At 56.9% G+C, this 26,432-nt stretch carries 23 protein-coding genes; 16 read left to right on the top strand and 7 right to left on the bottom strand.

The features are described from left to right. Positions 1-8: 8 nt before the first annotated feature. From JHD62_RS13650 to dinG, 3 genes are all read right to left on the bottom strand, one after another. On the bottom strand, positions 9-1,184 hold the full coding sequence (locus JHD62_RS13650; RefSeq protein WP_233160939.1) for a porin: 1,176 nt from the start codon (positions 1,182-1,184) through the stop codon (positions 9-11). 168 nt (positions 1,185-1,352) lie between these two features. Beyond that, complete coding sequence (locus tag JHD62_RS13645) at positions 1,353-1,667, bottom strand: DUF3579 domain-containing protein (RefSeq protein ID WP_045848607.1); 315 nt, start codon at positions 1,665-1,667, stop codon at positions 1,353-1,355. A 128-nt stretch (positions 1,668-1,795) separates the two neighbouring features. Continuing rightward, on the bottom strand, positions 1,796-3,922 hold the full coding sequence (gene dinG, locus JHD62_RS13640; protein WP_199103361.1) for an ATP-dependent DNA helicase DinG: 2,127 nt from the start codon (positions 3,920-3,922) through the stop codon (positions 1,796-1,798). Between the two features lie 262 nt (positions 3,923-4,184). Between dinG and JHD62_RS13635 the strand changes: the two genes are divergently transcribed. From JHD62_RS13635 to JHD62_RS13620, 4 genes are all read left to right on the top strand, one after another. Further along, positions 4,185-6,143 carry an aminotransferase class I/II-fold pyridoxal phosphate-dependent enzyme gene (locus JHD62_RS13635; protein ID WP_199103351.1) on the top strand — a complete coding sequence of 653 codons (1,959 nt, stop codon included), beginning with the start codon at positions 4,185-4,187 and terminating at the stop codon, positions 6,141-6,143. A 191-nt stretch (positions 6,144-6,334) separates the two neighbouring features. Further along, entirely contained in the window at positions 6,335-7,258 is a 924-nt protein-coding gene (argF, locus tag JHD62_RS13630) for an ornithine carbamoyltransferase (protein ID WP_045848610.1), read from the top strand. 44 nt (positions 7,259-7,302) lie between these two features. Continuing rightward, the gene (locus JHD62_RS13625) at positions 7,303-8,529 is read left to right on the top strand and encodes an argininosuccinate synthase (protein ID WP_199103350.1); all 1,227 of its coding nucleotides are present in this window, start codon (positions 7,303-7,305) and stop codon (positions 8,527-8,529) included. Positions 8,530-8,735: 206 nt separating this feature from the next. After that, the gene (locus tag JHD62_RS13620) at positions 8,736-8,909 is read left to right on the top strand and encodes a DUF2788 domain-containing protein (RefSeq protein ID WP_233160942.1); all 174 of its coding nucleotides are present in this window, start codon (positions 8,736-8,738) and stop codon (positions 8,907-8,909) included. A gap of 83 nt (positions 8,910-8,992) precedes the next feature. On the opposite strand, the gene JHD62_RS13615 is transcribed toward JHD62_RS13620, so the two are convergent. Beyond that, positions 8,993-9,631 (bottom strand): LysE family translocator, encoded by a 639-nt coding sequence (locus tag JHD62_RS13615; RefSeq protein WP_199103349.1) that lies wholly within the window; start codon positions 9,629-9,631, stop codon positions 8,993-8,995. 192 nt (positions 9,632-9,823) lie between these two features. Between JHD62_RS13615 and JHD62_RS13610 the strand changes: the two genes are divergently transcribed. From JHD62_RS13610 to JHD62_RS13600, 3 genes are all read left to right on the top strand, one after another. Further along, on the top strand, positions 9,824-10,324 hold the full coding sequence (locus JHD62_RS13610) for a YajQ family cyclic di-GMP-binding protein (protein ID WP_199103348.1): 501 nt from the start codon (positions 9,824-9,826) through the stop codon (positions 10,322-10,324). A 116-nt stretch (positions 10,325-10,440) separates the two neighbouring features. Further along, positions 10,441-12,042, top strand: a complete 1,602-nt coding sequence (locus JHD62_RS13605; RefSeq protein ID WP_199103347.1) for an NAD(P)/FAD-dependent oxidoreductase — start codon at positions 10,441-10,443, stop codon at positions 12,040-12,042. Between the two features lie 344 nt (positions 12,043-12,386). Then, positions 12,387-14,012, top strand: a complete 1,626-nt coding sequence (locus JHD62_RS13600; RefSeq protein WP_199103346.1) for a methyl-accepting chemotaxis protein — start codon at positions 12,387-12,389, stop codon at positions 14,010-14,012. Positions 14,013-14,093: 81 nt separating this feature from the next. On the opposite strand, the gene JHD62_RS13595 is transcribed toward JHD62_RS13600, so the two are convergent. Together JHD62_RS13595 and JHD62_RS13590 are read right to left on the bottom strand one after the other, a co-directional pair. Continuing rightward, positions 14,094-15,581, bottom strand: a complete 1,488-nt coding sequence (locus tag JHD62_RS13595) for an aldehyde dehydrogenase (RefSeq protein WP_199103345.1) — start codon at positions 15,579-15,581, stop codon at positions 14,094-14,096. A 59-nt stretch (positions 15,582-15,640) separates the two neighbouring features. Next, complete coding sequence (locus JHD62_RS13590; protein WP_178974001.1) at positions 15,641-16,186, bottom strand: cupin domain-containing protein; 546 nt, start codon at positions 16,184-16,186, stop codon at positions 15,641-15,643. A gap of 469 nt (positions 16,187-16,655) precedes the next feature. Between JHD62_RS13590 and JHD62_RS13585 the strand changes: the two genes are divergently transcribed. The 9 genes from JHD62_RS13585 (at position 16,656) to JHD62_RS13545 (ending at position 26,053) form a co-directional block, all read left to right on the top strand. Beyond that, positions 16,656-17,411: a gamma-glutamyl-gamma-aminobutyrate hydrolase family protein gene (locus JHD62_RS13585; protein ID WP_199103344.1), complete on the top strand. Its 756-nt coding sequence runs from the start codon at positions 16,656-16,658 to the stop codon at positions 17,409-17,411. A 53-nt stretch (positions 17,412-17,464) separates the two neighbouring features. Continuing rightward, the gene (locus JHD62_RS13580; RefSeq protein ID WP_103523626.1) at positions 17,465-18,796 is read left to right on the top strand and encodes a glutamine synthetase family protein; all 1,332 of its coding nucleotides are present in this window, start codon (positions 17,465-17,467) and stop codon (positions 18,794-18,796) included. A 223-nt stretch (positions 18,797-19,019) separates the two neighbouring features. Then, entirely contained in the window at positions 19,020-20,399 is a 1,380-nt protein-coding gene (locus JHD62_RS13575; protein WP_045848621.1) for an aspartate aminotransferase family protein, read from the top strand. A gap of 314 nt (positions 20,400-20,713) precedes the next feature. Further along, complete coding sequence (motA, locus tag JHD62_RS13570) at positions 20,714-21,571, top strand: flagellar motor stator protein MotA (RefSeq protein ID WP_045848622.1); 858 nt, start codon at positions 20,714-20,716, stop codon at positions 21,569-21,571. An 18-nt stretch (positions 21,572-21,589) separates the two neighbouring features. Next, complete coding sequence (gene motB / locus JHD62_RS13565) at positions 21,590-22,492, top strand: flagellar motor protein MotB (protein ID WP_045848623.1); 903 nt, start codon at positions 21,590-21,592, stop codon at positions 22,490-22,492. 6 nt (positions 22,493-22,498) lie between these two features. After that, positions 22,499-23,245: a class I SAM-dependent methyltransferase gene (locus JHD62_RS13560; protein WP_199103343.1), complete on the top strand. Its 747-nt coding sequence runs from the start codon at positions 22,499-22,501 to the stop codon at positions 23,243-23,245. Beyond that, positions 23,232-24,554, top strand: coding sequence for an HDOD domain-containing protein (locus JHD62_RS13555; RefSeq protein ID WP_199103342.1), 1,323 nt, complete (start codon positions 23,232-23,234; stop codon positions 24,552-24,554). Before JHD62_RS13560 ends, JHD62_RS13555 begins: the two co-directional genes overlap by 14 nt. Before the next feature lie 3 nt (positions 24,555-24,557). Next, positions 24,558-25,361 carry an RNA methyltransferase gene (locus tag JHD62_RS13550; RefSeq protein ID WP_199103341.1) on the top strand — a complete coding sequence of 268 codons (804 nt, stop codon included), beginning with the start codon at positions 24,558-24,560 and terminating at the stop codon, positions 25,359-25,361. Continuing rightward, a complete protein-coding gene (locus JHD62_RS13545) occupies positions 25,355-26,053 on the top strand; it encodes an N-acetylmuramoyl-L-alanine amidase (protein WP_199103340.1) in 699 nt (232 codons plus the stop codon). Before JHD62_RS13550 ends, JHD62_RS13545 begins: the two co-directional genes overlap by 7 nt. 39 nt (positions 26,054-26,092) lie before the next feature. On the opposite strand, the gene JHD62_RS13540 is transcribed toward JHD62_RS13545, so the two are convergent. Beyond that, positions 26,093-26,432, bottom strand: a 340-nt coding sequence (locus JHD62_RS13540) for a lysozyme inhibitor LprI family protein (protein WP_370541060.1), incomplete at its 5' end; no start/stop codon positions are given.

Below are 26,432 nucleotides of genomic sequence, written 5' to 3'. Positions count from 1 at the left end.
TGTTCAGCTTAGAACGCTACCTTCAGGCCAACACCGAAGGCTTGCGGGTCGTTACCAGCATTCAACACGCCAGTATTGGCAGTGGTGTCAGTGGTGTTGTACACCGGAGTGTTGGCAAAGTTGGCAGATTGCGATTGCTTGTTGGTGATCTTGGTGTAGTAGCTGAACAGTTTGGTGGTCTTGCTCAGGTTGTAGTCCACACCCAGAGCCCACTGATGAGCTTTGTAATTGTCTTCAGTACCTGCAGTAGCACCCTTCAGACGGCCCAGCGAGCTGTATTCCAGCTTAACGGTTGCAGCGCCGATGTCCTGGCCCAAGGACAGGGTCCAGTCATCTTGCTTCAGCGAGCTGGCACCAGCAATGGCTTGATCGAAGCGACCGAATTCATAACCGGCACCAACAAAAGTGCCGGTGGCAAATTTGTAGCTGGCAGCCAGCTTGGTGTAGGTCACGTTGGCGCCGGACCAAGCAAAGCCCTTGTAAGCCGAGTTCTTGAATACGCCTTGCTGGAAGCCGGTGTCATTGGTGCGATCCCAGCCAGCAGCCAGTTGCAGGCCACCGTTGGTATAGTTGGCGGCCAGAGACAGGTGGGAAGCGTTGGTGCTGCCGTTGCTGTTGCTGGAGGTGCGGCTCTCATCCACGCCATAGGAGCCACCAACCTGGAAACCGGACCAGTTCGGGGAGAAGTAGTGGATGGAGTTCTTCAGGCGGGCTTCTGCGCGGCTGTAAACCTGGCTGGAGCCGTTGTTTTCAGCGGTGGTGTCGCCGAACAGGTTCAGACCGATATTGGTCATTGCCTTGTAGGCGGAGTCATTCTGACCCAGCAGTACTTTACCGAAAGTGCCGTTATCCAGGCCTACGAAGCTATTGCGAGTAGCAAAGGTTGCACCTTGACCAATATCATTGGTGCCGCCTTGTTCAAAGTAGCGCAGGCTGCTTTCAACCTGCCAGATGGCCTTGGTGCCATTGCCCAGATCTTCATTACCCTTGAAACCGATGCGGGAGTTGTCATCCACGACACGGGTGCGGGACTTGTAGTCACCATTGGCAACGCTGGTACCGGTTGCTTTGGTGGATTCAATGCTGCTGCTCAGGAAACCATAAATGGTTACGTCGGCGTGAGCGGCGAACGGAACGGCGAACAGGGTTGCAACCAGTGCGGCTAAGCTTTTCTTGTGCATCATCAAGTGCTCCATCAGGGGTTTTGTGTTTCGTTATGCGTACTGGCTGTGGCGGAACTCTATGTTTGAGCCGTCCAGGACGTCAGTACTGTCGAAGTTTAACCACAAAATGTGACGGTGATGTTGCAGTAATGATGCAGATCAAGCCTCGCCAAACCGGATTTGTTGTATTTACGCCAAAAACTTGTTGGGGTAGATCTCGTCGATCAGTGTTCGACAATCGACAATACGCAAATCATTGTCCTTGGCGAAATCCATCAGAAACTGGAAGACCTGCGGATCGATCTTCTGCAGCTTCTTGTCAACGGCAACGCAACGCACACCTTCCAGCAGCATGGGGCGGACGAAGGCGTGGTAGGAAAGTTTCTGATCGCCACCGAAAGAGGCCAGGATGCCTGCCAGACGTTCTGCCCAGTCGCTGGGGCGGAAGGTGCGGCCTTCGGAGGTGAGTCCCTGGATGACTACTTCATATGGATTGCAAATCATGGTGATTAACCGGAGTGTGCTCTTTAAGGTGTGGTCTCTGTATTTATCTATAGCAAAGACAGTGTTGTTGTATTGGACTGTCTTTGTTGCAAGGCAATAGCGGGTTTACCCGCAATTTTACCTGAAAATCAGATGCGCTTGAATGGCGGTAACGAGGACAACAGTTTTTTTCCGTAACTTTGTTTCACCAGCCGGTTGTCCAGAATGGTGACGCGTCCATAGTCGCGCTCGGTGCGGATCAGCCGGCCAACAGCCTGGATCAGCTTGATGGATGCTTCGGGGACGGTCAGTTCGACAAAGGGGTTGCCGCCGCGCTTTTCTATCCAGCGTGACAGGGTTTTGCCAACCGGGTCGTCCGGCATGGCAAATGGCAGTTTCGCAATGATGACGTGGACGCAGCTTTCCCCGGGCAAATCCAGCCCTTCGGAGAAAGAGTCCAGCCCGAAGATGACGCTGGCCTGGCTATTCTTGAGACGGGTATGGTGGGTTTCCAGCAGTACGGATTTGGGAATCTCGCCCTGAATCAGCAACTGGCTGCGCAGGCTTTCCGGTAATGCAGCCGCGACATCCTGCATCTGCTTGCGTGAGGAGAACAGCACCAGCGTGCCGACAGCTTCGCCGATATCAATCAGCTTGGGCAGCCATTCGACAATTTCCCTGGTATGGCCTTGCGGGTCCTTGGGGCTGGTCAGCATGGGCGGCAGGTAGAGTTCACCCTGCTCGGTGAAGTTGAAGGGTGAGTCCAGCGCCACGCAGCTGACTTGTGGCAGCCATTTCAGGCCGGTTTGCCCAAGCAGCAGATCAAATGCGCCGAGCGAGCGCAGGGTGGCCGAGGTGAGGACTGCTCCGGCGGCACGACGCCACAAGGTGGCTGCCAGGCTGGCGGCCGCACTGACTGGTGATGCCGAGAATAGATAATCACCCTTGCCTTCAATACGGCGGGTGATCCACTTGGCAATGGGCGGCGCACTTTCTTCTGTTTCTTTTTCAAACAGGTCCCACACGGCCATCAGTTGCTCGGCGCGGCCATTGAGAAAGCCGATATCCGCGGCAGCTTTGTCAATTTGCGTGGTGTCGCTGCCTTTTTCCTTGCGCGCCTCGGTCAGCGCATCGTTCAGTGCGGACAGATGTTTGAAGATGGCGCGGGCTGCAATGGCCATGTTGCGCGCTGGCTGTTGCAGACGTTCCGGCAACTGGCCGTCTTCCATCAGCCATGTGGGTTCCATGTTTTCACTGTTGGCGCTGAGGGCTTCCTCGCCGCTGAGCAGCCACAACCATTCATTCAGCGTTTCCATGCAGGCGCTGGCCGCATCCATGGCCTGTGTGGTGATTTCCACCTTGCCGGTTAGCGTTTCAACCCTGGCGGCGGTGGGGGCGACCTTGTCCAGCCAGCCCATGGCCTGGGCCAGCGAGTGTTCGGCCGAGAACTGGTTGATGGCCTTTTTTGCCAGATGGTGCGCCTCGTCAATGCAGTAGTAGCTGTCTTCAGGCGCAGGCAGGATGACGCCGCCGCCCATGGAGACATCGGCCAGCATCAGGTCGTGGTTGGCCACGATGACGTCTACGGTTTCCAGGGTGTCGCGTGCCAGGTAGAACGGGCATTCCGGCCGGTTGGGGCAGGCGGCTTTCAGGCAGCCGTGACGGTCGTTGGTAACCCGGCTCCACAGGCCGTCCTCAATCACTTCTTTCCAGGTGTCGCGGTCGCCGTTCCAGCGCCGGTAGTAAAACTCATCTGCCATGCTGCGCAGGGCTTCTATTTCGCCTGCTTGCGGCTTGCGGTCCCATAAGGCCAGCATCGGGTCCGGGGCCAGCAACTGGCCTTGGGCATTTTCAGCGGTCAGGGCGTAGATGCGCTGCGGGCACAGATAACGGCCACGGCCCTTGGCCAGGGCGAAGGTGAGCGGCAGGCCGCTGTTTTCCACCACGAATGGCAGGTCGCGGTTAACCAGTTGCTCTTGCAGGGCGACGGTGGCGCTGGTGACGACCAGTTTTTTGCCACGAGACCTTGCCATCACGCCACCGGCCAGCAGGTAGGCCAGGCTTTTGCCAACGCCGGTCGGCCCTTCTATCACCGCGATGCTTTCACCCTCACGGTTGGGATAAGCGTCGCCTTGCTTTTCCAGGCTGCGGGACAGGGCGTTGGCGATTTCGGCCAACATGCGCCGTTGTGCCGCGCGCGGGCGAAAGCCCGGCAGGTTGTCGGCAATGGTGCGGTAGTGGTCGCGAATGGCGTCTTTTTCGGCATCGGTCAGCATGGCGGGATTGTACCGCAAGCTGAGGCTGATTTAGCGGCTAAAGCGTCATGGATTTTCGTTTGTGCGCAAATGGTGCTTTGCAAAATGACGACGCACTCAGCTTGTGGATACGATAGCCAAATTCATCAAGCGTGATCAGCAACGGCACAAGCTTCGCGTGAAAGCGGTTGGCTTGTGACAAGAATGGACTGAGACGTTTTGCGTACGCATGGACAGACAAATAACAAGTACGCAGTGTTCTGCACACAGGAGAAATGAGTTGATGACACCCGTTAGCCGCGTTCTGGTGGTAAGCGATGATGCAAAGTGGCAGTCCGACGTTTTGGCCGGGCTGGGTGCCGTGGCCGTGCGGCTGGAAAATCCTTATGGCCTGACATTTATTGGCGCCTCCCGGCTGAAGGAGGCAATGGACATCATCCGGCGTGATGGTGATATCCAGGCCGTGCTGGTGGACAAGCAGTTGCAAGAGAAGGGCCTGAATCAGGCGGCGGTGACGCTGGCCAACCAGATCAGTGATTTTCGCCCGGAATTATCCTTGTATGTATTGCTGATGGATGATGACGAGCGCGTGCTGGTGGAGAATCTGGCCAGCCACGCGGTGGATGGTTATTTCTATCGCGATGAAACCGACTACAACGGCTGGTTCCGTATCCTCACTGCCGAACTGGCGGAAAAGTCTGCCACGCCGTTTTACGACAAGCTCAAGCAATATGTGCGCATGGCCAAGGATTCCTGGCACACGCCTGGCCACGCGGGTGGCGATTCGCTCAAAGGCAGCCCGTGGGTGGGAGATTTTTATGATTTTGTCGGCGAGAACATGCTGCGCGCCGACTTGTCGGTCTCGGTGCCGATGCTGGATTCGCTGCTGCACCCGACCGGGGTGATTGCCGAGTCGCAAAAGCTGGCCGCCAAAGCCTTTGGCGCACGCAAGACCTATTTCGCCACCAATGGAACCTCAACTTCCAACAAGGTAATCTTTCAGACCTTGCTGGCCCCGGGTGACAAGCTGCTGCTGGACCGCAATTGTCATAAATCCGTGCATCACGGGGTGATTCTGTCCGGTGCCTTGCCGGTATATCTGGACTCCTCCATCAACAAGCAGTACGGCATTTTCGGCCCGGTGCCCAAGGCCACCATTTTTGCCGCTATTGAAGCCAACCCGGACGCGCGGGTGCTGATTCTGACCTCCTGCACCTATGATGGCCTGCGTTATGACCTGGTGCCCATTATCGAAGCTGCACATGAGAAGGGCATCAAGGTGATCGTGGATGAGGCCTGGTACGGTTTTGCCCGCTTCCACCCGGCGTTCCGCCCCACGGCGCTGGAGTCCGGTGCCGACTATGTCACGCAAAGCACCCACAAGATTTTGTCCGCCTTTTCGCAGGCCAGCATGATTCATGTGAATGACCCCGGATTTGACGAGCATCTGTTCCGGGAGAATTTCAATATGCATACCTCCACCAGCCCACAGTACAACCTGATTGCCAGCCTGGACGTGGCGCGCAAGCAGGCGGTGACCGAGGGCTACCGGCTGCTGGACCGTACGCTGAAGCTGGCGGAAGAGTTGCGCGACAAGATCAACTCTACCGGGGCTTTCCGCGTGCTGGAGCTGGAAGACCTGCTGCCAGAGGAGATGCGCGAGGACGGCATCCGGCTGGACCCGACCAAGCTGACCGTGGATATCAGCCAGTCCGGCTTTACCACCGACGAGCTGCAACACGAGCTGTTCGAGCGTTACAACATCCAGGTAGAGAAATCCACCTTCAGCACCATCACCCTGTTGCTGACCATGGGTACCACGCGCAGCAAGGTATCCCGGCTGTATGATGCGCTGCTGCGCCTGGCCAAGGAGAAGCGCGCTCCGCGTGCTGTCGGGCGGATGCCGGAGATTCCACGTTTTTCCCGCCTGGCCTGCCTGCCACGCGATGCATTTTACGAAGCCGGCGAGCGCCTGCCCTTGCTGGATGATGATGGCCGTCCCAATGCCGCGCTCAATGGCCGGGTATGTTGCGACCAGATCGTCCCTTACCCGCCAGGCATTCCCGTTCTGGTGCCGGGGCAGGTGATTGACGACAGTATCCTGTCTTATCTGGCGCGTCTGCAAAAGACACAAAAAACCATAGAAATGCACGGACTCGCCGAAGATGGTGGGGAAATGTATGTCAGAGTGCTAAAAGATAGGGAACTTTCGCATTTGCCTGACAGATTGTTGTTTGGCTGAGACCTTGTCAGAATGGTCAATTTCCGATAAATATAACAATTGTCGCAAATATATAAATCCAGTATCCAATTGATACGGTATTGCGACACCAGTTAACTGACTTGAGACCTGCGTGTAGTAATGTGCCATTGCGCATGAAGACACACACCGTGTTCTATGCGCGATGGTCTTTTTTTTTGGAAATCTTACCCATGAAGCAAGTAGGACATTACCTGCAATTCAGCGACCTGAATCACGAGGAGTATCGTCACATCTTCGAGCGTGCCAAGGTTCTGAAGCGACGACACAGCGAAAAACAGCTGTATCAGCCGCTGGTAGGCCGCGTAATGTCCATGATCTTCGAAAAGAATTCCACGCGTACGCGGGTTTCCTTTGAAGCCGGCATGGCCCAGCTTGGCGGTCATGCGATGTTCCTGGACACCAAGACCTCCCAGCTGGGGCGCGGTGAACCTATTGAAGATACAGCACGGGTGCTGTCGCGCATGAGCGATATCATCATGATCCGTACCTTCGAGCAATCGCTGGTCGAGCGTCTGGCCGCGCATTCCAAAGTGCCGGTCATCAATGGCCTGACCAATGAATACCACCCCTGTCAGATTCTGGCCGACATCTTTACCTTCATCGAGCATCGTGGCTCGATCAAGGGCAAGACCGTTGCCTGGATCGGCGATGGCAACAATGTATGCCGTACCTGGCTGCAGGCAGCCAAGATTCTTGGCTTCAAGCTGAAGGTGGCAACCCCGGTAGGTTACGAGCTGACGGTGCTGGATGGCGAACACTACGGCCCGGAACACTTCGAGCCCAGCCATAGCGCCGTCAAGGCCGTGGAAGGCGCCGACCTGGTGACCACCGACGTGTTCACCAGCATGGGCTATGAAGCTGAAAGTGCCACCCGTCTGGAAGCATTTGCCAGCTATCAGGTAAATGCCGAACTGATGAAGCATGCCAAGCCGGACGCATTGTTCATGCACTGCCTGCCTGCCCACCGCGGCGAGGAAGTGACCGCCGAAGTCATCGACGGTCCGCAGAGCGTGGTATGGGACGAGGCGGAAAACCGCATGCACGCCCAGAAAGCCCTGATCGAATATCTGCTGCTTGGTCATCAGTACGACTGAACCGGCAGGACAACCCACTAGATTCGCTGGAAAGAAAACGCATCATGTCTGACATCAAAAAAGTAGTGCTGGCCTACTCCGGTGGCCTGGATACCTCTGTAATTCTCAAATGGCTGCAAGACGTTTACCACTGTGAAGTGGTGACCTTCACCGCCGACATCGGCCAGGGTGAAGAGGTTGAACCTGCCCGCAAGAAAGCAATTGCGCTGGGTATCAAGCCGGAAAACATCTTTATCGAAGACCTGCGCGAAGAGTTCGTGCGCGACTACGTTTACCCGATGTTCCGTGCCAACGCCATCTACGAAGGCGAGTACCTGCTGGGTACTTCCATCGCCCGTCCGCTGATCTCCAAGCGCCAGATCGAAATCGCCAACGCCGTGGGCGGCGATGCGGTATCGCACGGTGCTACCGGTAAGGGTAATGACCAGGTGCGTTTCGAGCTGGGTTACTACGCCCTGAAACCGGACGTCAAGGTGATTGCACCGTGGCGCGAATGGGACCTGCTGTCCCGTGAAAAGCTGCTGGCCTATGCCGAAAAGCATGGCATCGACATCAGCAAGAAAAAGAATGGTGGCAGCCCGTACTCCATGGATGCCAACCTGCTGCACATCTCCTACGAAGGCACCGTGCTGGAAAACCCGGCTGCCGAGCCGGAAGAAGATATGTGGCTGTGGACGGTCAGCCCGGAGAATGCGCCGGATCAGGCCGAATACATTGAGCTGAGCTACGAAAAGGGTGACATCACCGCCATCAACGGCGTGGCCATGACCCCGGCACAAGTGCTGACCGAACTGAACCGCCTGGGCGGCAAGCACGGTATCGGTCGTCTGGACATCGTGGAAAACCGTTACGTGGGCATGAAGTCCCGTGGCTGCTACGAAACCCCGGGCGGCACCATCATGCTGAAGGCGCACCGCGCCATCGAATCCATCACGCTGGACCGCGAAGTGGCCCACCTGAAGGATGAGCTGATGCCGAAGTACGCCAAGCTGATCTACACCGGCTACTGGTGGAGCCCGGAGCGTCAGATGCTGCAAGGCCTGATCGACGCTTCGCAAACCACCGTCAACGGCTGGGTACGCCTGAAGCTGTACAAGGGCAATGTCATCGTTGTTGGTCGCGAATCCAAGACCGATTCGCTGTTCGACCCGAACATCGCCACCTTCGACGAAGACGGCGGCGCTTACAACCACGCTGACGCTGCCGGCTTCATCCGCCTCAATGCCCTGCGCATGCGGATTGCCGCCAACGCCAAACTCAAGCGCGGCTGATTGGCCCCGTGAACAAAACCGCCTTCGGGCGGTTTTTTATTTGGTGCAGTAGCCTGGCGGCGGAAAAGTTGAGAGCCGGACCAATGCGGCGTATCGTAACGACTTTGTTTGTCTGACTGATAGACGTCACGACAAATCATGTGAGCCCACCACTGCATTCATCAAGGAACATCAGGGTGTCTGAAGAGCAATTTACCGATATATCCATGGCCGTGTGCCTGACCGGCCTCATCATTTTCATGGGCTTCATCATCTGGGATCTGGGCAAGAAGTCCCAGGCGGGCAAGATGGGCACCGCCATCCTGTTTCTGGTGCTGGGCTTTGGCGTGGTGGGTTTTATCTTCAAGAACGTGCTGGTGGAGTTTTTGGTGCTCAAGTAAGACAGAGCGGCAGCACCAGGATAAAACGGGTTGGCATGTGCCAACCCGTTTTGCATTTGGATCAGATAAGCCGACAGGCAGTTTCAGCGCTGCGGTGACAGGATCAGGCGCAAGCCCAGTGCGATGAAAATGCTGCCGGCAATGCGGTCCAGCCACTGGCTGGCCTTGGGGGTACGGTTCAGCCAGCTGCCAATGGCACCGGCAAAATAACCCAGGCTGCCAAATAAAACGGCAGCCTGAGCGGTAAAGATCAGCCCGAGAATGGCAGTCTGCCAGCCGCTATGGCCTAGCGCAGGATTGACGAATTGCGGCAGGAAAGCCAGGAAGAACAGTACCACCTTGGGGTTGATGGCATTGGCGATCAGACCCTTGCGAAAGTGTACAGACAGCGGCGTATCATCAACCGAACCCTTGTCGGCCTTCAGGCTGCTGCCCCGGCTGCGGATGGCTTGCCAACCCAGATAAACCAGGTAGGCACCACCAGCAAATTTCAGCAGGCCAAAGGCTGTGGGCGAGGCGGCAATCAGGGCGCTCACGCCCAGTGCGGCCAGCAGGGTATGGGTAATACAGCCCAGCGCGCAGCCCAGGCCAAATGCCATGCCCTGACGTCGGCCCTTGGCAATGCCCAGGCTCAGTACCATCAGGTTGTCCGGTCCGGGGGAGAGGGTGATCAGCATGGCGGCGGCCGTGAAAGCCGCCAGTTGTTCGGGGGTGACGATCATGATTTCTTGCCTGCGCGGGTTAAAACAGCATGATTGAAGATTTGCGCTCAAACGACAAGCGAAATGTGCCAGTGTCATGCCTTGCGAGTACGGACAGGCTAGATGCTGTCGATATCAAGGGCGGCGGGTGACAAGGCGGCATACAGTCTCTAAAATTGCGCCATTGAGCTATTCAGCCTTACAGGATCTCCCATGCCGTCTTTTGATATTGTTTCCGAAGTCAATAAAGTAGAAGTGCGCAACGCCGTTGAGCAAGCCAACAAGGAAGTGTCCACCCGCTACGATTTCAAGGGCAGCGATTCCCGCATCGAGCAGACCGACAAGGACATCACCTTGTTTGCCGACGCCGAATTCCAGCTGGATCAGGTCAACGACATCCTGGTCAACAAATTGTCCAAGCGCGGCGTTGACGTGCGCAGCCTGGAGTATGGCAAGCTGGAGAAGGTCAGTGGCAACAAGGTCAAGAAAGTGCTGACCGTGAAGGAAGGCCTGGAAACCGAGATGGCCAAGAAGATCGTCAAGATCATCAAGGATGCCAAACTCAAAGTGCAGGCCAGCATCCAGGGCGAGGCAGTACGTGTGTCCGGTGCCAAGCGCGACCTGCTGCAAGAATGCATTGCCCTGCTGCGCAAGGAAATTGCCGACGACAAGGAAAATGGCGTACCGCTGCAGTTCAACAACTTCCGCGACTAAGCCTGTTTTCCTTATATGCAGAACCGGCCCACTGTGGCCGGTTTTGCTTTTGCAGGGCGTCCCTCCTACAATACGGCCCTTGTTGAATAGACAGCAACCTGAGTATTGGAATCAGCATGTTACGCATTACCGAATTGAAACTGCCGCTGGATCACAGCGAGGCAGAACTCACCGATGCCATCGTGGCCTTCCTGGGCATCAAGCCGGCCGACCTGAAAAGCTATACCGTCTTCAAGCGCAGCTATGATGCGCGCCGCGGTGTGATGAGCCTGGCCTACATCATCGACATGGAAGTGGAGGGCGAGGCCAAGCTGCTGGCCCGCTTCAAGGGTAATCCCCATGTGCTGCCCACACCGGATACCAGCTATCATTTTGTCACCCAGGCACCGGCCACGCTGCAGAAGCGCCCGCTGGTGGTAGGGTTCGGCCCCTGTGGCCTGCTGGCTGCACTGGTGTTGGCCCAGATGGGCTTCAAGCCCATCGTGCTGGAGCGTGGCAAGAAAGTGCGTGAGCGTACCAAGGACACCTGGGGCCTGTGGCGCAAGAATGTGCTGAACCCGGAATCCAACGTGCAGTTTGGTGAAGGCGGAGCCGGTACTTTCTCGGACGGCAAGCTGTACAGCCAGATCAAAGACCCGCGCCATCTGGGCCGTAAGGTGCTGACCGAGTTCGTCAAGGCTGGTGCGCCGGAAGAAATCCTGTTTATCGCCAAGCCGCACATCGGTACTTTCCGTCTGGTGAGCATGGTGGAAAAAATGCGGGCGGAAATCGAAGCCCTGGGTGGTGAAATCCGCTTCCAGCAACGCGTCACCGACCTGCACATCGACAACGGTCATATCCGCGGTGTGACGCTGGCCGATGGCAGCCAGATCGAGGCAGATCATGTCATTCTGGCGTTGGGGCACAGTGCGCGCGATACCTTCGAGATGCTGCACCAGCGTGGTGTGTTCATGGAAGCCAAACCGTTCTCGGTCGGCTTCCGTATCGAGCACCCGCAAACCATGATCGACAAGGCACGCTGGGGCAAATATGCCGGTCATCCCATTCTGGGTGCTGCTGACTACAAGCTGGTGCACCATGCCAGCAATGGCCGTGCGGTATACAGCTTCTGTATGTGCCCGGGTGGTCAGGTGGTGGCAGCCACTTCGGAAGAGGGGCGCGTGGTCACCAATGGCATGAGTCAGTACTCGCGTGCCGAGCGCAATGCAAACTCCGGCATGGTGGTGAGCATCAACCCGGAAGATTATCCGGGCGGTGCATTGGCCGGTATTGCTTTCCAGCGTGCACTGGAAAGCCACGCCTATGTGCTGGGTGGCAGCACCTACGAAGCACCGGCCCAACTGGTGGGCGACTTCCTGGCTGGACGTGCCTCCACGGCCGTGGGTTCGGTAGAACCGTCCTATCAGCCTGGTGTGCACTGGACCGACCTGTCTACCGCGCTGCCGGATTTTGCCATTGCCGCCATGCGCGAAGCCTTGCCCGAGTTTGGCAAGAAAATCCGTGGTTACGACATGCACGACGCGGTGCTGACCGGGGTGGAAACCCGCACCAGCTCACCACTGCGCATCACCCGTGGTGAGGATTTGCAAAGCCTGAACGTGAAGGGCTTGTATCCGGCAGGAGAGGGTGCTGGCTATGCTGGTGGTATTTTGTCCGCCGGTGTGGATGGCATCCGTGTGGCCGAAGCGGTGGCATTGAATATGGCAACGCAAGCCTGACGATGGGTTCCATGACCTGACAGGCAGCCTGCTTTACGCGTACTGGCTGTCAGGCCGGGTAATGGCTTTACTGTAATCAATGAATACCGATGTTGTTGCCGGGCGCTTCTGCAGAAGCGCCTTTTTTATTGGGATTTTGAATTTTAATTTGTTAATCATAGCGACTGGTAACGGCAGGGTGTGTGTAATGAGAAAGCGATGATGAAACTGCCTTAGTTGACGCCTTATTCTTTTGCAGATATTTCAACCTGTACTAAAGGCTAAGTAGCAGTTATTTGGTAATGCTTGTAGCTGATGATGAGAGTGCTATAAGCAAGATATTTCCCGCCAAATGACTGGGGTTAATGATGAAACTCTCATCAAGATTGTTGATGTCCATTCTGGTGTCAGTGTTGACCATGCTGATTCTGGTTGTAATGGCAATCTGTTTTGAAAAAATGGCAGATCGCAGACTGGATGATGCGTTGAATAATCTGCTGCCATCGGTCAAGGAGCTGAACAGCGCTATTGATGCATTTGTAGAAATGCGCACAGATGCCAATAAAACGCTATTGGTTGATTCTGCTGAAGAGAGAAAAAAATTACTACAGATTTTTCAATCCTCAGCCGAACAACTAAAAAAGGCATTGGACAATTATGAGAAGAATGATTTATATGACCAGCAGGATAAGGTGCTGCTGATTAAGGATAAGGAGGCATTTGATCGTTATAATAAGTCAGTGCTGTCTGCACTGGCGCTAGAGGGCACGGCAACCGGGCGAGCTGTTGCCCTTGTCCATTTTTTGACTGGAGATGTCAAGATGACGGCTGAGGCATTCATGCGCGCTATCCGTGAGCATGTTGCCTACAATATGAAAATTGCCGAGAAAATTCAGCAAGAAGATGAATCAGCCTCGTCGCGTAATGTGCTTGTACTGTCCTTGGTTGCCGGAATTTCTTTTCTGATATTGTCGCTTGTATATTTAAATGTTTATCGGGCCATCGTTGATGGCTTGGCTGAAATGAAATCCGTTATTCATCAGCTAAACCAGGATAAGAACCTTACCGTGCGTCATGTACGACAGGGTAGGGATGAGGTCAGTGATGTGCTGAATACCGTGAATGCGCTGATTGAGAATCTGCATCATAACTTTGGCGAAATGCAGACCAGTGCTCGCGCCGTGATGGTGTCTTCCAGGGATTTCAGTCAGTCAGCCAAGGAGGTGGCCCTGGCTTCCAGTCAGCAGAGTGAAGCGTCTGCCAGTATGGCCGCTTCGATCGAACAAATGACGGTTGCTGTGAACCATATTGCCGAACGAACAACTCATGCCCGTAACCTGGCGCAGGAGGCAGGAACGCTGGCGAATCAGGGCTCGGCCACCATTAGCCAAACCATTCAGGATATCCGTGAAATTTCCCAAGCGGTGGAGAAGTCCGGGGCCAGTATCCGCGAGCTGGAAAACTATAGCAGCACGGTGAACACCGTGGTGCTGGTGATCAAGGATATCGCCGACCAGACCAATCTGCTGGCCTTGAATGCGGCAATAGAGGCGGCCCGTGCCGGTGATCTGGGCCGGGGCTTTGCAGTGGTGGCGGACGAAGTACGCAAGCTGGCGGAGCGTACATCGGTTTCCACGCAGGAAATCGCACAAACCATTCATGCCATGCGTGATAAATCCAGCCAGGCGACCGAGCAAATGAAAGTTGCGGAAGCATTGGCACGACTGGGTGTATCCAGAGCCGATGATGCGGATCAGGCAATCAACAAGATTGGTGATGCGACGGTCAGTACCGTCAAAATGGTAGAGGAAATGGCGATTTCCATTGCCGAGCAGGGGCAGTCGGCCAACAGCATTGCCCATCGCATCGAGCAGGTGGTGCAAATGGCGGAAGCATCTTCCGTCAGTGCCGCGGATGCTGCACGCAATGCGAGTCAATTGCTGACGCTGGCAGAGAGGCAAATCGGCATCATTCAGCAGTACACCTTGTAAATCCGTCGTGAGCACTTGCAGCAAAACGGGCCTTCGCCATCACTGGCAAAGGCCCGCAGGCTTATGGCAAGTAAAGAAGATTTACAGCTTGATCAGGGTGCTCTTCAGTTCGGTGTACTTTTCCAGCGCGTGCAGCGATTTGTCGCGACCATTACCCGATTGCTTGAAGCCGCCGAAGGGGAAGTTCATGTCGCCACCTTCGTCATAGCAGTTCACCCATACCGTACCGGCACGCAGGCGACGCGAAACCTGGTGTGCGGTGCTGACATTGGAAGTCCATACCGCAGCGGCCAAGCCGTACTCGGTGTCATTGGCAATGCGGACAGCTTCGTCGATGGTATCGAAAGTGATGACGGACAATACCGGCCCGAAGATTTCCTCGCGGCAGGTGGTCATGTCCGGGCGCTGGCAATCAAAGGCGGTCGGTTCGATGAACAGGCCCTTGTCGGTATGAGCCGCCTTGCCGCCACAAATCAGGCCGGCACCTTCGCTGATGCCCTTGTCGACGTAGGACAGCACCTTGTCGTACTGGATCTTGTCCACAATGGCACCCATGCTGGTGGCCGGGTCCAGCGGATCGCCCGGATACCAGCCTTGGGCAGCCTTCTTGAATTCAGCCAGGAATTGTTCTTTCACCTTGCTGTGTACCAGCACGCGTGAGCCGGCGGTGCACATTTCACCCATATTGAAGAAAATGCCACCGGCAGCAGTGCGGGCTGCCTTGGCGATGTCGGCGCAGTCTTCCAGCACGATATTGGGCGATTTGCCACCCAGCTCCAGCCACACGCGCTTGAGGTTGGACTGCGCGGCATAACCGGCAATCAGCTTGCCCACGCCGGTGGAGCCGGTGAATGCCAGGCAATCCACGTCCATGTGCAGGGCCAGCGCCTTGCCGACTTCACCGGCACCCGGCAATACTTGGAAAATGCCATCCGGAATACCGGCATCCTTGGCCAGCTGAGCCAGGCGAATGGCCGTGAGCGGCGATTTTTCCGACGGTTTGACGATGACGGCATTGCCGGCCGCCAGCGCAGGGCCGAATTTCCAGCTGGCCATCAGGATGGGGAAGTTCCACGGCACTACCGCAGCCACCACGCCAATGGCTTCACGGGTGACCAGGCCTACCAGTTTGGGGTCGACCGGGGCCACTTCGCCGCCGATCTTGTCGATGGCTTCGGCAAACCATTCCACGCAATACGCCGCACCCGGCACGTCCACCGTGGTGGAGTCGCCAATCGGCTTGCCCATGTCCAGGGTTTCCAGCAGCGCCAGTTCGTCACCATGCTCGCGAATCAGTGCGGCAAAACGCTTGAGGATCTTGCCGCGTGCCAGCGGTGCCAGTTCGGACCATGCACCCGATTCAAAAGCAGCACGGGCTGCCTTGACCGCTGCATCCACTTCCGCCTCGCCACACCAGGCGATGTCGGCCAGCTTCTGGCCGTTGGCCGGGTTGATGCAGTCAAAGGTCTTGCCATCGGCGGCGCTGGTGTATGCGCCGTTGATGAAGGCGCGGCCTTCGATATTGAGTTCGGCAGCAAACTGTTTCCACTGTGCATGGGTACGAGCCATTGGTGTTCTCCTGATGTTATATGCGGTGATCCCGGTTGCTCGTGACTGGCAACCGTCAATCAGAATGTGGGCGGCGAGCTGGCACTGACGATTTCACAGATCTCCTTGCCGGCATTGCGAAAGCGGTGCGGCAGTTTGCTGTCGAAATAGTAAGAGTCGCCCGGGCCCAGGACACGGGTTTCATTGTTGACCGTGAGTTCAATCGAACCGGCAATGACAACACCACCTTCCTGACCCTCATGCATCAGCATGTCAGGCCCGGTGTCGGCACCCGGTTCGTAATGTTCTTTCAGGATGGCAATGTCACGCCGTTCGTGTGCAGTGCCAACCAGTAGCAATTTGATTTGATCATTGCCCAGATTGGGTAAATCCTTGGCCTGATAGAACACGCGTGGCTGTTGCGGCTCTACATCAAAGGTAAAGAATTCGGCCAGCGTCATGGGCATGCCTTCCAGCACTTTCTTCAAGGAGCTGATCGACGGGCTGACGCGATTTTGCTCGATCAGCGAGATCGTGCCGTTTGTCACGCCTGCCCGTTTGGCAAGCTCGCGTTGCGAGAGTCCGAAGCGCTCTCTGACCACTCTCAATCGTGCTCCAACATCCATCTGGCGGTTTCCATCTATGTTAAGAATTTTAGACGTTCCATCATACGGGTTTTTGATCGTATCCTGCATCTGTTGTTGCGTCGCAAAATCAAATTATTTTGCAAGTTTTCGAGTTTATAGCCAGAATCGACCACATGAATCAAGTGCGCTGTGGATTTTTTTAAACATCTGCAACAGTATATTTGATCAAACCTTGGCTTGTTGCAAGAACCGTGGCATGCTGTTTCGTGCTGGTATCCTGCACGGTGACAACATACTTTCATCTGCCCAGTTGTTTCGGCCCTTCAGTGTGGTTTCGAGCCTGGCTGTTCAGATGCGGTATGAATAGCCAGCTGGGATAAGGTGACGTGGTGGCGTAGCTGTTTCCGCTGTCACGACAGCCTTCCTTATGTATGTCAGCAGCAGGCGGTAAGGCAGTAACTGTCGGCATCCGCAAGGCGGACGCCTAAATCGAGTAAACGAGGTCCTTATGCAGCAACCGATCATCGGCATTCCGTGTGACGTCAAACTGGTTAGCGGTTTGCCATTTCACGCGGTTGGCGAGAAATACATTGCAGCTGCCGCAGGTGGCGTTGGTGGTATCCCTGTGCTGATTCCGGCGCTGGGTGAAGATGCACCACTGCGTGAATATCTCAAGTTTGTGGATGGCGTGCTGTTGCCAGGCTCGCTGTCCAATGTAGAGCCGCATCGTTATGGCGGAGAAGCCAGCCGCCAGGGAACACTTCATGATCCGGCACGTGACGCAACCACGCTGCCGTTCATCGACCTTCTTCTGCAAGAAGGCATCCCGCTTCTGGGTATTTGCCGCGGTTTCCAGGAAATCAATGTTGCACTGGGCGGCGAACTATTCCAGCACGTACAGGAAGAGCCAGGCTTTAGCGATCATCGCGAGCCGGATACTCAGAATCTGGATGAGATGTATGGTCTGGCACATGTCTTGCACCTGCAGCCGGACAGCTTGCTCAAGAGCTGGCTGGGGCAGGATGAAGTCAAGGTGAACTCGCTGCACCAGCAAGGTATCAAACGTCTGGCCGACCGCCTGATTGCGGAAGGTGTGGCGGATGACGGGCTGGTGGAAGCATACCGGGTCAAGGATGCCAAAGGCTTTGCCTACGGCGCGCAGTGGCATCCGGAATGGAAGTACTGGGAAAACCCGGTGTCCATGGCCATTTTCAACGCGTTCGGTGACGCTTGCCGCGCGCGTCGTGCCAGCCGCCAGGGCTGAGACGCACGTCATCCAGAGCCGGTTTACCGGCCACTATGGAAGTAGAGGAAAACATGAATCAAATCAATGATTGGCTGCGAGAGCATCGCATCACGGAAGTCGAGTGCATTGTACCGGACATGACCGGTGTGGCACGCGGCAAGATTGTTCCCAAAGACAAATTCGTCTCCGACCCGGAAATGCGTCTTCCGGAAGCGGTGCTGATCCAGACTGTGACCGGCGACTATCCGGACGACAGCATGCTGGACCTGACTGACCCGGACATGGTGCTGACACCGGATCCGAACTCCCTGCGCTTCGTGCCCTGGGCTGCGGACCCCACCGCCCAGCTGATTTACGACTGCTACCGCGCCGATGGCTCGCTGGTGGACGTGGCACCGCGTAGCGTTCTCAAGCGCGTACTGGGCCTGTTTGACGAACTGGGCTTCGAGCCGGTACTGGCACCGGAAATGGAGTTCTACCTGATGTCGCCGAACCCGGATCCGGACATTCCGCTGACTGCGCCTATCGGCCGTACCGGTCGCGCCGAATTCGGCCGTCGTTCTTACTCCATCGACGCGGTGAACGAATTCGACCCGCTGTTCGAAGACATCTACGACTACTGCCATGCACAGAATCTGGAAGTGGACACGCTGATTCATGAAATCGGTACTGCCCAGATGGAAATCAACTTCCTGCATGGTAATCCGCTGGATCTGGCCGACCAGGTATTCCTGTTCAAGCGTACCGTACGTGAAGCGGCATTCCGCCACAATATGTACGCCACCTTCATGGCCAAGCCGATGGAAAACGAGCCGGGCTCGGCCATGCACATGCACCAGAGCCTGATCGACAAGAACACCGGCAAGAACGTGTTCACCAATGAAGACGGCAGCCCGTCCGACATCTTCTTCCACTTCATCGGCGGCATGCAGCACTACATTCCGGAAGTGATGCCGTTCTTCGCGCCGTACGTGAACTCCTTCCGCCGTCTGAGTCCGTACACCGCGGCACCCACCAATGTGGAGTGGGGCTACGATAACCGTACCGTCGGCCTGCGCGTACCGCATTCTTCCCCGGCGGCCCGCCGCGTGGAAAACCGTGTGCCCGGCGTGGACGTGAACCCGTATATCGCCATGGCGGCCACCCTGGCCTGCGGCTACCTGGGTATCGTCAACAAGATCAAGCCGCGTGAGCCGATGTCCACTGATGCTTACGAGTTGCCTTTCCAGTTCCCGCACGGCGCGGAAGAGTCGCTCAAGCGTCTGGCCGCCTGCCCGGATATTCCGGAAGTCATGGGCCCGCACTTTGTGAAAATGTACCTGGGCATGAAGGAGAAGGAATTCTCCGAATACTTCCGCGTCATCAGCCCGTGGGAGCGCAAGTTCCTGCTGTTGCACGTATAAGAAGAAGCTTCAGGTGAGTGCTGCCGGCCATCGCTGACCGGCAGCCGGCATCCGGCATGCCGGATGTCAGGGTAGTGGCAGTTGCAACGGACAAGCAGATTCCGCCACCCGTCAGCCGGGTCTGGCCTGGAAAACATCATGTTGCAGCCTGAGGCTGGTCGATTCCGGCCAGCCCAACAATAAGCCCCCAGAGGGCTGGAGAGATAGTAGAGAGGAAGCTTTTATGCAGAACCAACGTACTACGACCGAATGGCGCGAACTGGATGCAGCACACCATCTGCACCCGTTTACTGACACCAACTCGCTGAACCAGCAGGGTGCACGTGTCATCACCAAGGCAGAGGGTATCTTCCTGTACGACTCCGAAGGGAACAAGATTCTCGACGGCATGGCGGGCCTGTGGTGTGTCAATATCGGTTATGGCCGCAAGGATCTGCCGGAAGTAGCCAAGCAGCAGATGGAACAGCTGGCTTACTACAATACCTTCTTCAAGACCACGCATCCGGCGGTGGTGGAGCTGTCCCACCTGTTGTCCGAAGTGGCACCGGAAGGTTTCAAGCACGTTTTCTACACCAACTCCGGCTCTGAGTCCGTCGATACCATGATTCGCATGGTGCGTCGCTACTGGGATGTAAAGGGCAAGAAGGACAAGAAAACCCTGATTGGCCGCTGGAACGGCTACCACGGTTCCACCATCGGTGGTGCCAGCCTGGGTGGCATGACTTACATGCATGAGCAGGGCGATCTGCCGATTCCGGGCATTGTGCATGTTGAACAGCCGTGGTGGTACAAGCATGGCAAGGACATGACGCCGGAAGAATTCGGCCTGGCCGCCGCCAAGTGGGTGGAAGACAAGATTCTGGAAGTGGGTGCCGACAAGGTGGCCGCTTTCGTGGGTGAGCCTATCCAGGGCGCGGGTGGCGTGATTGTGCCGCCGTCCACCTACTGGCCGGAAATCCAGCGTATCTGCCAGAAGTACGACATCCTGCTGGTTGCCGACGAAGTCATCTGTGGCTTTGGTCGTACCGGTGAATGGTTCGGTCAGCAGGTATTCGGCTTCAAGCCGGACATCTTCACCACCGCCAAGGGTCTGTCCTCCGGCTATCAGCCGATTGGCGCGGTATTCGTCAACGAGAAAGTGGCCACCACGCTGGCCGAAGGCGGTGACTTCAACCACGGCTTTACCTACTCCGGTCACCCGGTGGCTGCTGCTGTGGCACACGCCAACGTCAAGGCGCTGCGTGACGAAGGCATTGTCGATCGCGTCAAGAACGACACTGGTCCTTACATGCAAAAACGCTGGCGCGAAGTGTTCGGCCAGTTCGAGCACGTGGATGATGTGCGCGGCGTGGGCCTGATCCAGGCGTTTACCTTGGTCAAGAACAAAGCCACTCGCGAGCTGTTCCCCAACTTTGGTGAAATCGGCACCATGTGCCGCGACATCTTCTTCAAGAACAATCTGATCATGCGTGCCTGCGGCGACCATATCGTGTCCGCACCGCCGCTGGTGATCAGCAAGGAAGAAATCGACCAGATGCTGGAAACCGCCGCCAAGTGCATGGTGGAGTTCGAACAGCAACTGAAGGAACGCGGGCTGGTCTGATCCGCCGGCAGTGTTCCATCCTCATGCAGGCTACCCACGGGTAGCCTGCATTTTTATTTGCAGCAGGCATGGCAAGATGGCAGCGAGGCATAATCAGCGCTACAAAAGATAAAGACGGGCGCGCTGCAAGCAAGGCATGCCATGCTATTATTCGTGCTGTCATGGCCTTGTCAGGTGCTTGGCTGCTGGTGTTGCTGACAAGGAAAGCAGGCTCACGGGCCTGATGTCTGTGCCGGTGGTGGCGGGGATGCCTGAGTCGGACAGCACGTGACGGAAAATCGAATCGCGATAATCACAATTACAGGATCAAACCAATGTTTGTCGGAATCGGCTACCTTCTTCTCCTCGGCTGCGTGCTGGGGGGCTTTGTCGCAGCAGGGGGTCATCTGGGGGCGCTGATGCAGCCTCTGGAAGTGGTGATGATTGCCGGTGCAGCGGCCGGCGCTTTTGTGGTCGCCAATGGTGGCGCTCCCATGAAAGCCACCATCAAGGCCCTGCCTACCGTATTCAAAGGCTCACCCTACAACAAGGCCTTTTACATGGAGCTGTTCACCTTGCTGTTTGAAATCCTGTCCAAGGTGCGCAAGGAAGGCCTGATGTCGGTCGAGGCTGATGTGGAAAATCCGGAAGCCAGCCCGGTTTTCTCCAAATATCCGGCGGTGCTGCATGATCACCATGTGGTCGAGTTCATTTGTGACTATCTGCGGCTGATGGTGGGCGGCAACCTGAACGCCTTCGAAATCGAAAACCTGATGGATGTGGAAATCGAAACCCATCATCACGAAGGTGAAGTGCCGATCAGTGCCGTGAAGGGCCTGGCCGATGGCTTGCCGGCTTTCGGTATCGTGGCCGCCGTGATGGGGGTGGTGCACACCATGGAATCAGTAGGCGCACCGCCATCCGAGCTTGGCATGCTGATTGCCCACGCGCTGGTGGGTACTTTCCTCGGTATTTTGCTGGCTTACGGCTTTGTGGCTCCGCTGGCCACCATTCTGGAACACAAGCTGGGTGATGGCACACGTGTATTCCAGACCATCAAGGTAACTTTGCTGGCCAGCCTGAATGGCTACGCGCCTCAGGTTGCCGTGGAATTTGGCCGTAAGGTGCTGACTTCGACCGATCGTCCTTCCTTCAAGGAACTGGAAGACCACGTCAAGCAGGCCAAAAAATAAGCGAAACAGGGTTGGATCATGGCTGACGAATCGCAACGCCCCATTATTGTCAAACGCATCAAAAAAGGCGGGCACGGCCATCATGGCGGTGCCTGGAAGATTGCCTATGCCGACTTCGTGACCGCGATGATGGCGTTCTTCCTGCTGATGTGGCTGCTTGGTTCTGCTTCGCAAGGCACGCTCAATGGCATTGCCGAATACTTCAAGACGCCCTTGAAAGTAGCCATGTCCGGTGGCGATGGTGCCGGTGATGCCACCTCGGTGGTGAAGGGCGGTGGTAATGACCTGACCAAGAAGGCCGGTCAGGTCAACAAGAGTAGCAAGGAGCAGGAGCGCAAGGTACTGGAAAAGCAGGCGCTGGATAATCTGCAGCAGAAAATCCAGTCCAGTGTCGAGCAAAGCCAGGTGCTGAAGGACTACAAGAACCAGATGAAGCTGGAAATGACGCCGGAAGGGCTGAAAATCCAGATTGTCGATGAGCAGAACCGTCCGATGTTTGATTCGGGCAGTTCGCGCATGTTGCCGCATACCCGCGTGCTGTTGCAGCAACTGGCCCAGCAACTGAACCAGCTTCCCAACCGCATCAGCATTTCCGGCCATACCGATGCCACACCGTTTGGCAATGGACAGAATGGTTACAGCAACTGGGAGTTGTCGGCTGATCGTGCCAATACCGCCCGGCGTGAGCTGGTAGCAGGTGGCCTGCAGGACGACAAGGTGATGCGCGTGGTGGGTGTGGCTGCGGCCAATCCGCTGATCAAGAGCAATGTCTTCAGCCCGGAAAACCGGCGCATCACCATTGTGGTGCTCAACAAGGATGCCGAGCAGGCCATCCAGAACGACGGGGTGAAGCCGCCGCTGAATCAGGAACCCATCGGTCCGATCGGCCCGGCGGAAGCCGCCCCGGCCAAGGCAGAATAAGTCCGCATGCGCCTGGGCTTGTTGCGCCATGTGCTGCTGCAATTGCTGGCGGCTTTGCTGGCCTGGTTCTTTGTCGCACCGGTGGTACAGCCGCAGGCCTGGGCTATTTTGCAGGCGATGTTTGCCGTGTTGCTGGCTTATGTCTGGCGCTTGCCAGGCTGGCAGAAGTTTGCGCATGGCTTGTTTGTGCCTGCGGTGGTTCTGTTGCAGCAACTGGGTTTGCCTGCCTGGGTTTATCTGTCCGGCCTGCTGTTGACGCTGGCGCTGGGACGCAATGCCTTGACCGAACGGGTGCCGCTTTATCGCTCAGCCCATGAGGTTGCAGAAAAGCTGGCTGCTTATCTGCCGCAGGATGCCCGGGTGCTGGAGGCTGGTTGTGGAGATGGCCGTCTGGCCATGCAGCTGGCGGCGCTGCGTCCCGATCTGCACATCCTGGCCCTGGAAAATGCCTGGGGTAGCTGGTTGATGGCGTGGTTGCGCTGGCATCTTGCCCGTCGTCCGGCCAGGCTTGAGTTCGGCTGCCGCAGTTTCTGGAAGGAGCACTGGGGGAGGCACGATGTGGTCTATGCCTTTTTGTCTCCTGCACCCATGCCGCGTGTTTGGCAAAAATTCCTGACCGAAGGTGCGCCCGCCAGCGTGCTGGTGAGCAATACCTTCACGGTTCCCGATGTCCAACCTGATAGCCGGATTCCGCTTGGCGGACCGCTGCAGAAAGAATTGCTGATCTGGTGCCACCCTCATGGATCTCGCTAACTGGTTTCAGTCCATCTCCGAACGACGCTGGCCGATTCTGCCTGGCACGCTGGAAGGTGTCAGGGACGCCTGCGCTCGTAACAACGATCTGATCAGTTTTACTGATCTGGCTAATCTTTGCCTGTCCGACCCGCTGCTGCTGTTCGACCTGTTGCGGGTGGTGGGCGGTTCGCGGGCCTTGCAGCGCAATGAGTCCATTCCTTCGGTCGAGCAGACTCTGATGTTGATGGGGCTGGAGGCGGTGGTGGGGCGTTTTGGCAAACTCACCGCCATGCACATCATTCCGGACAAGCTGGATGCCGAAGTGGTGGAGGCGGTGGAAGACTGGCTGGGCCGAAGCAGGGTGGCAGCGCTCATCATCAAGGAATGGCTGTCCATTTCCGGCGAGCACAAGGTGGAAGACTGCTTTGTCGCTGCGCTGATCTACAACCTGCCTGCCTGTCTGTACCTGATTTACCGCAACCAGTTGCCGGACAAGCCCTTGCTGCAAGAAGTGGCCGACCATTTCGAGACAGACTATTCCAAGTTGCTGGAGCAGTTTGTGCGTGCCGTCCCGCTGCCTGTCGGCCTGCTGACCTTGCTGGGCGGTGGTGCGCCAAGCAAGCGCAAGCAATTGCTCAAGCTGGCGGTGGCCACGGCCAATACCCTGGAGCAGGGCTGGTGGCGCGGGCCGTGGAATGTCGGTCTGGACGTGGTGGGCAAGCTGATCGGTATCAGCCAGCAGCAGGTCTATCTGGGGGTGGTCCAGGCCTGCCTGACGGTTGCGCGTCAACCGCGGGCACCGGCCTATACCTACCCGGCGCGGGCCTTGCTGTTCATCGAGGGCGAATACAAGCGGCCTGAAATGAAGAAGGCCGTGGCGCTGACCAGCCCGGACCAGCTGGAACAAGGCATCCGCGAATCGATCCGGCATCTGTCCAACGACCTCAAGTTCGAACGCGTGCTGTACTACCGCTACGACCACGACAGCCACAGCCTGCGTCTCAAATACCAGGTGGGTCTGGCTGAGGGCCATGCCCTGCGCAAGCTGGCGGTGGAGCTGGAACCGGGCACCTTCTTTGCCTTGCTCACCAGCAAGGCACAAAGCTTCCACGCACCGGAGAGTGTGCGTAATCAACTGGTACGAAAATACCAGGATGACTTTTTCGATCATATCGGTGATAGCGAATTCGCCATCATGAGTCTGTACCTTGGCCATCGTCTGGTCGGGGTGTTCTATGTGGACAATGGCCGCAGCGGACGCGTGATTGACGACACCAGCTACCACCGCTTCAAGGAACTGGTGGCCAGGCTGACGCCGCACCATTGATGCATGTTGTACACCGTTAAAACCATAAGCTCGCCCCATAACGACGAAATCAAGCAGCTGACCCGGCTGGTGCAAAACAGCCGGGAGCGACGCAAGCAGGGTGTGATGGTGCTCGAAGGCATCCATCTGACTGCTGCGGCGCTGGATGCAGGGCAGCCGCCGCAGCGCCTGTACCTGAATGAAACAGCCGGCACCCATCCCGAAGTAAATGCCTTGCTCACCCGTTTGCCTGCCGCTGTCACCGTCATCATGCTGCCTGAAAGCATCATGGCCAAAGTGAGCGCGCTGGCCAGCCCGCCCGAACTGCTGGCACTGTGCCAGCGTCCATGTCCGCCCCGGCCTGCGCCGGATGCCGCGCGCGTGGTGCTGGAGGACATCCAGGACCCGGGCAATCTGGGCACCATCCTGCGTTGTGCTGCCGCTTCCGGCGTGCGTGAGGTGCTGTTGTCCAAGGGCTGTGTCGATGTTTACTCGCCCAAGGTGTTACGTGCCGGCATGGGCGCCCATTTTGTGCTGCACATTCACGAACAGGTGGATCTGGCAGCGTCACTGACGCAATTTTCCGGCCGCAAGCTGGTGACTTATCTGGAAGGCAGCTCTTCCTTGTATAGCCAGGATCTGACCGGCCCGGTGGCGCTGGTATTCGGCAATGAGGGCGCTGGTGTCAGCCCGGCCTTGCTGGCCTTGGCCGATGCCCGGGTTCGTATTCCGATGCCAGGTCATGCTGAATCCTTGAACGTGGCCATGGCAGCAACGGTCTGCCTGTTCGAGCGGGTGAGACAGCAAGAATCGCAGAAACCATGCTGAAGTCGTGGCTGGCCATCTGCCTGTGTTATGGCTTCGCCTTGCCGGCCACGGCTGCTGCGCTGCAATCGGTGGCGGTGGATATCGGCCACAGCCTGCAGGCTCCGGGTGCGCGTAGTGCCAGCGGTCAGACCGAGTTCAGCTTCAACCGGCGTGCCGGTTTGCTGTTGGCTGGCATGCTGCGCGAGCAGGGTGTGGATGTCACCGTGATTGGTGAGCAAGGCAATATCAGGCAATTGACCGATCGCACCCAGCTGGCGCAGGGGCGGCAGTTATTGCTTTCGGTACACCACGATTCAGTCCAGCCGCAGTATTTGCCGGAAGCAGGGCGTTTTCAGGGCTATTCCCTGTTTGTGTCACGCAAGAACCCGTTTGCTGAAACCAGCCTGGCCTGTGCCCGCCAGATTGCCCTGTCCTTGCAAGAGGCGGGTGAACGACCCACCTTGCATCATGCCGAGCCGATTGCCGGCGAGAATCGCCCGCTGGCCGATGCCGCACTGGGCATTTACTGGTTTGATGACCTGGTGGTACTCAAGACCGCCAGCCAGCCAGCAGTGCTGATTGAACACGGTGTGATTGTGAATCCACAGGAAGAAGTCCGCCTGTCATCGCCCCTTGTGGCTAGTCGTATGGCGCGTGCCATTGCTGCCGGTGCCTTGCGTTGCCCGCTGGCAGAGTCCAACAAAAAGCCCTGATGCGCCAGGGCAGCAGGGCTGCTGTCGGGGTGCTCCGGCTTATTGCAGCTTGCTGTTCATGCAGCCTGCACTCTTGCACTCGCGCTTGCGATCATTGATGAACTGCAGGCGATCAATGGTGGTGCGGGTGGCGCAATCCAGATTGACAAAAAAGCCACGCGAATCGCTGTAGCTACAGTCGGCATTGCGCTGGCGAATCCAGTTCAGCTGTCCGGCCTTCAGCAGTTTTTTGCCATCGGCATCCAGTTGCTTGGCCAGTTCTCCATAACTTTCGTTCAGGTCCTTGTCTGCCTGGCTGTACACCTTGTTCAGGCAATACAGGCCGTCAAAGTCGTTTTTGGGTTTGTCACAGGCAGAGTTGGCCAGTGTACTGGCGCTC

Origin of the sequence: Aquitalea sp. ASV11 (assembly GCF_016429185.1) — a bacterium.
Classification (GTDB): Bacteria; Pseudomonadota; Gammaproteobacteria; order Burkholderiales; family Chromobacteriaceae; genus Aquitalea; species Aquitalea pelogenes.
This window is presented reverse-complemented; position numbering and strand designations above follow the sequence as displayed.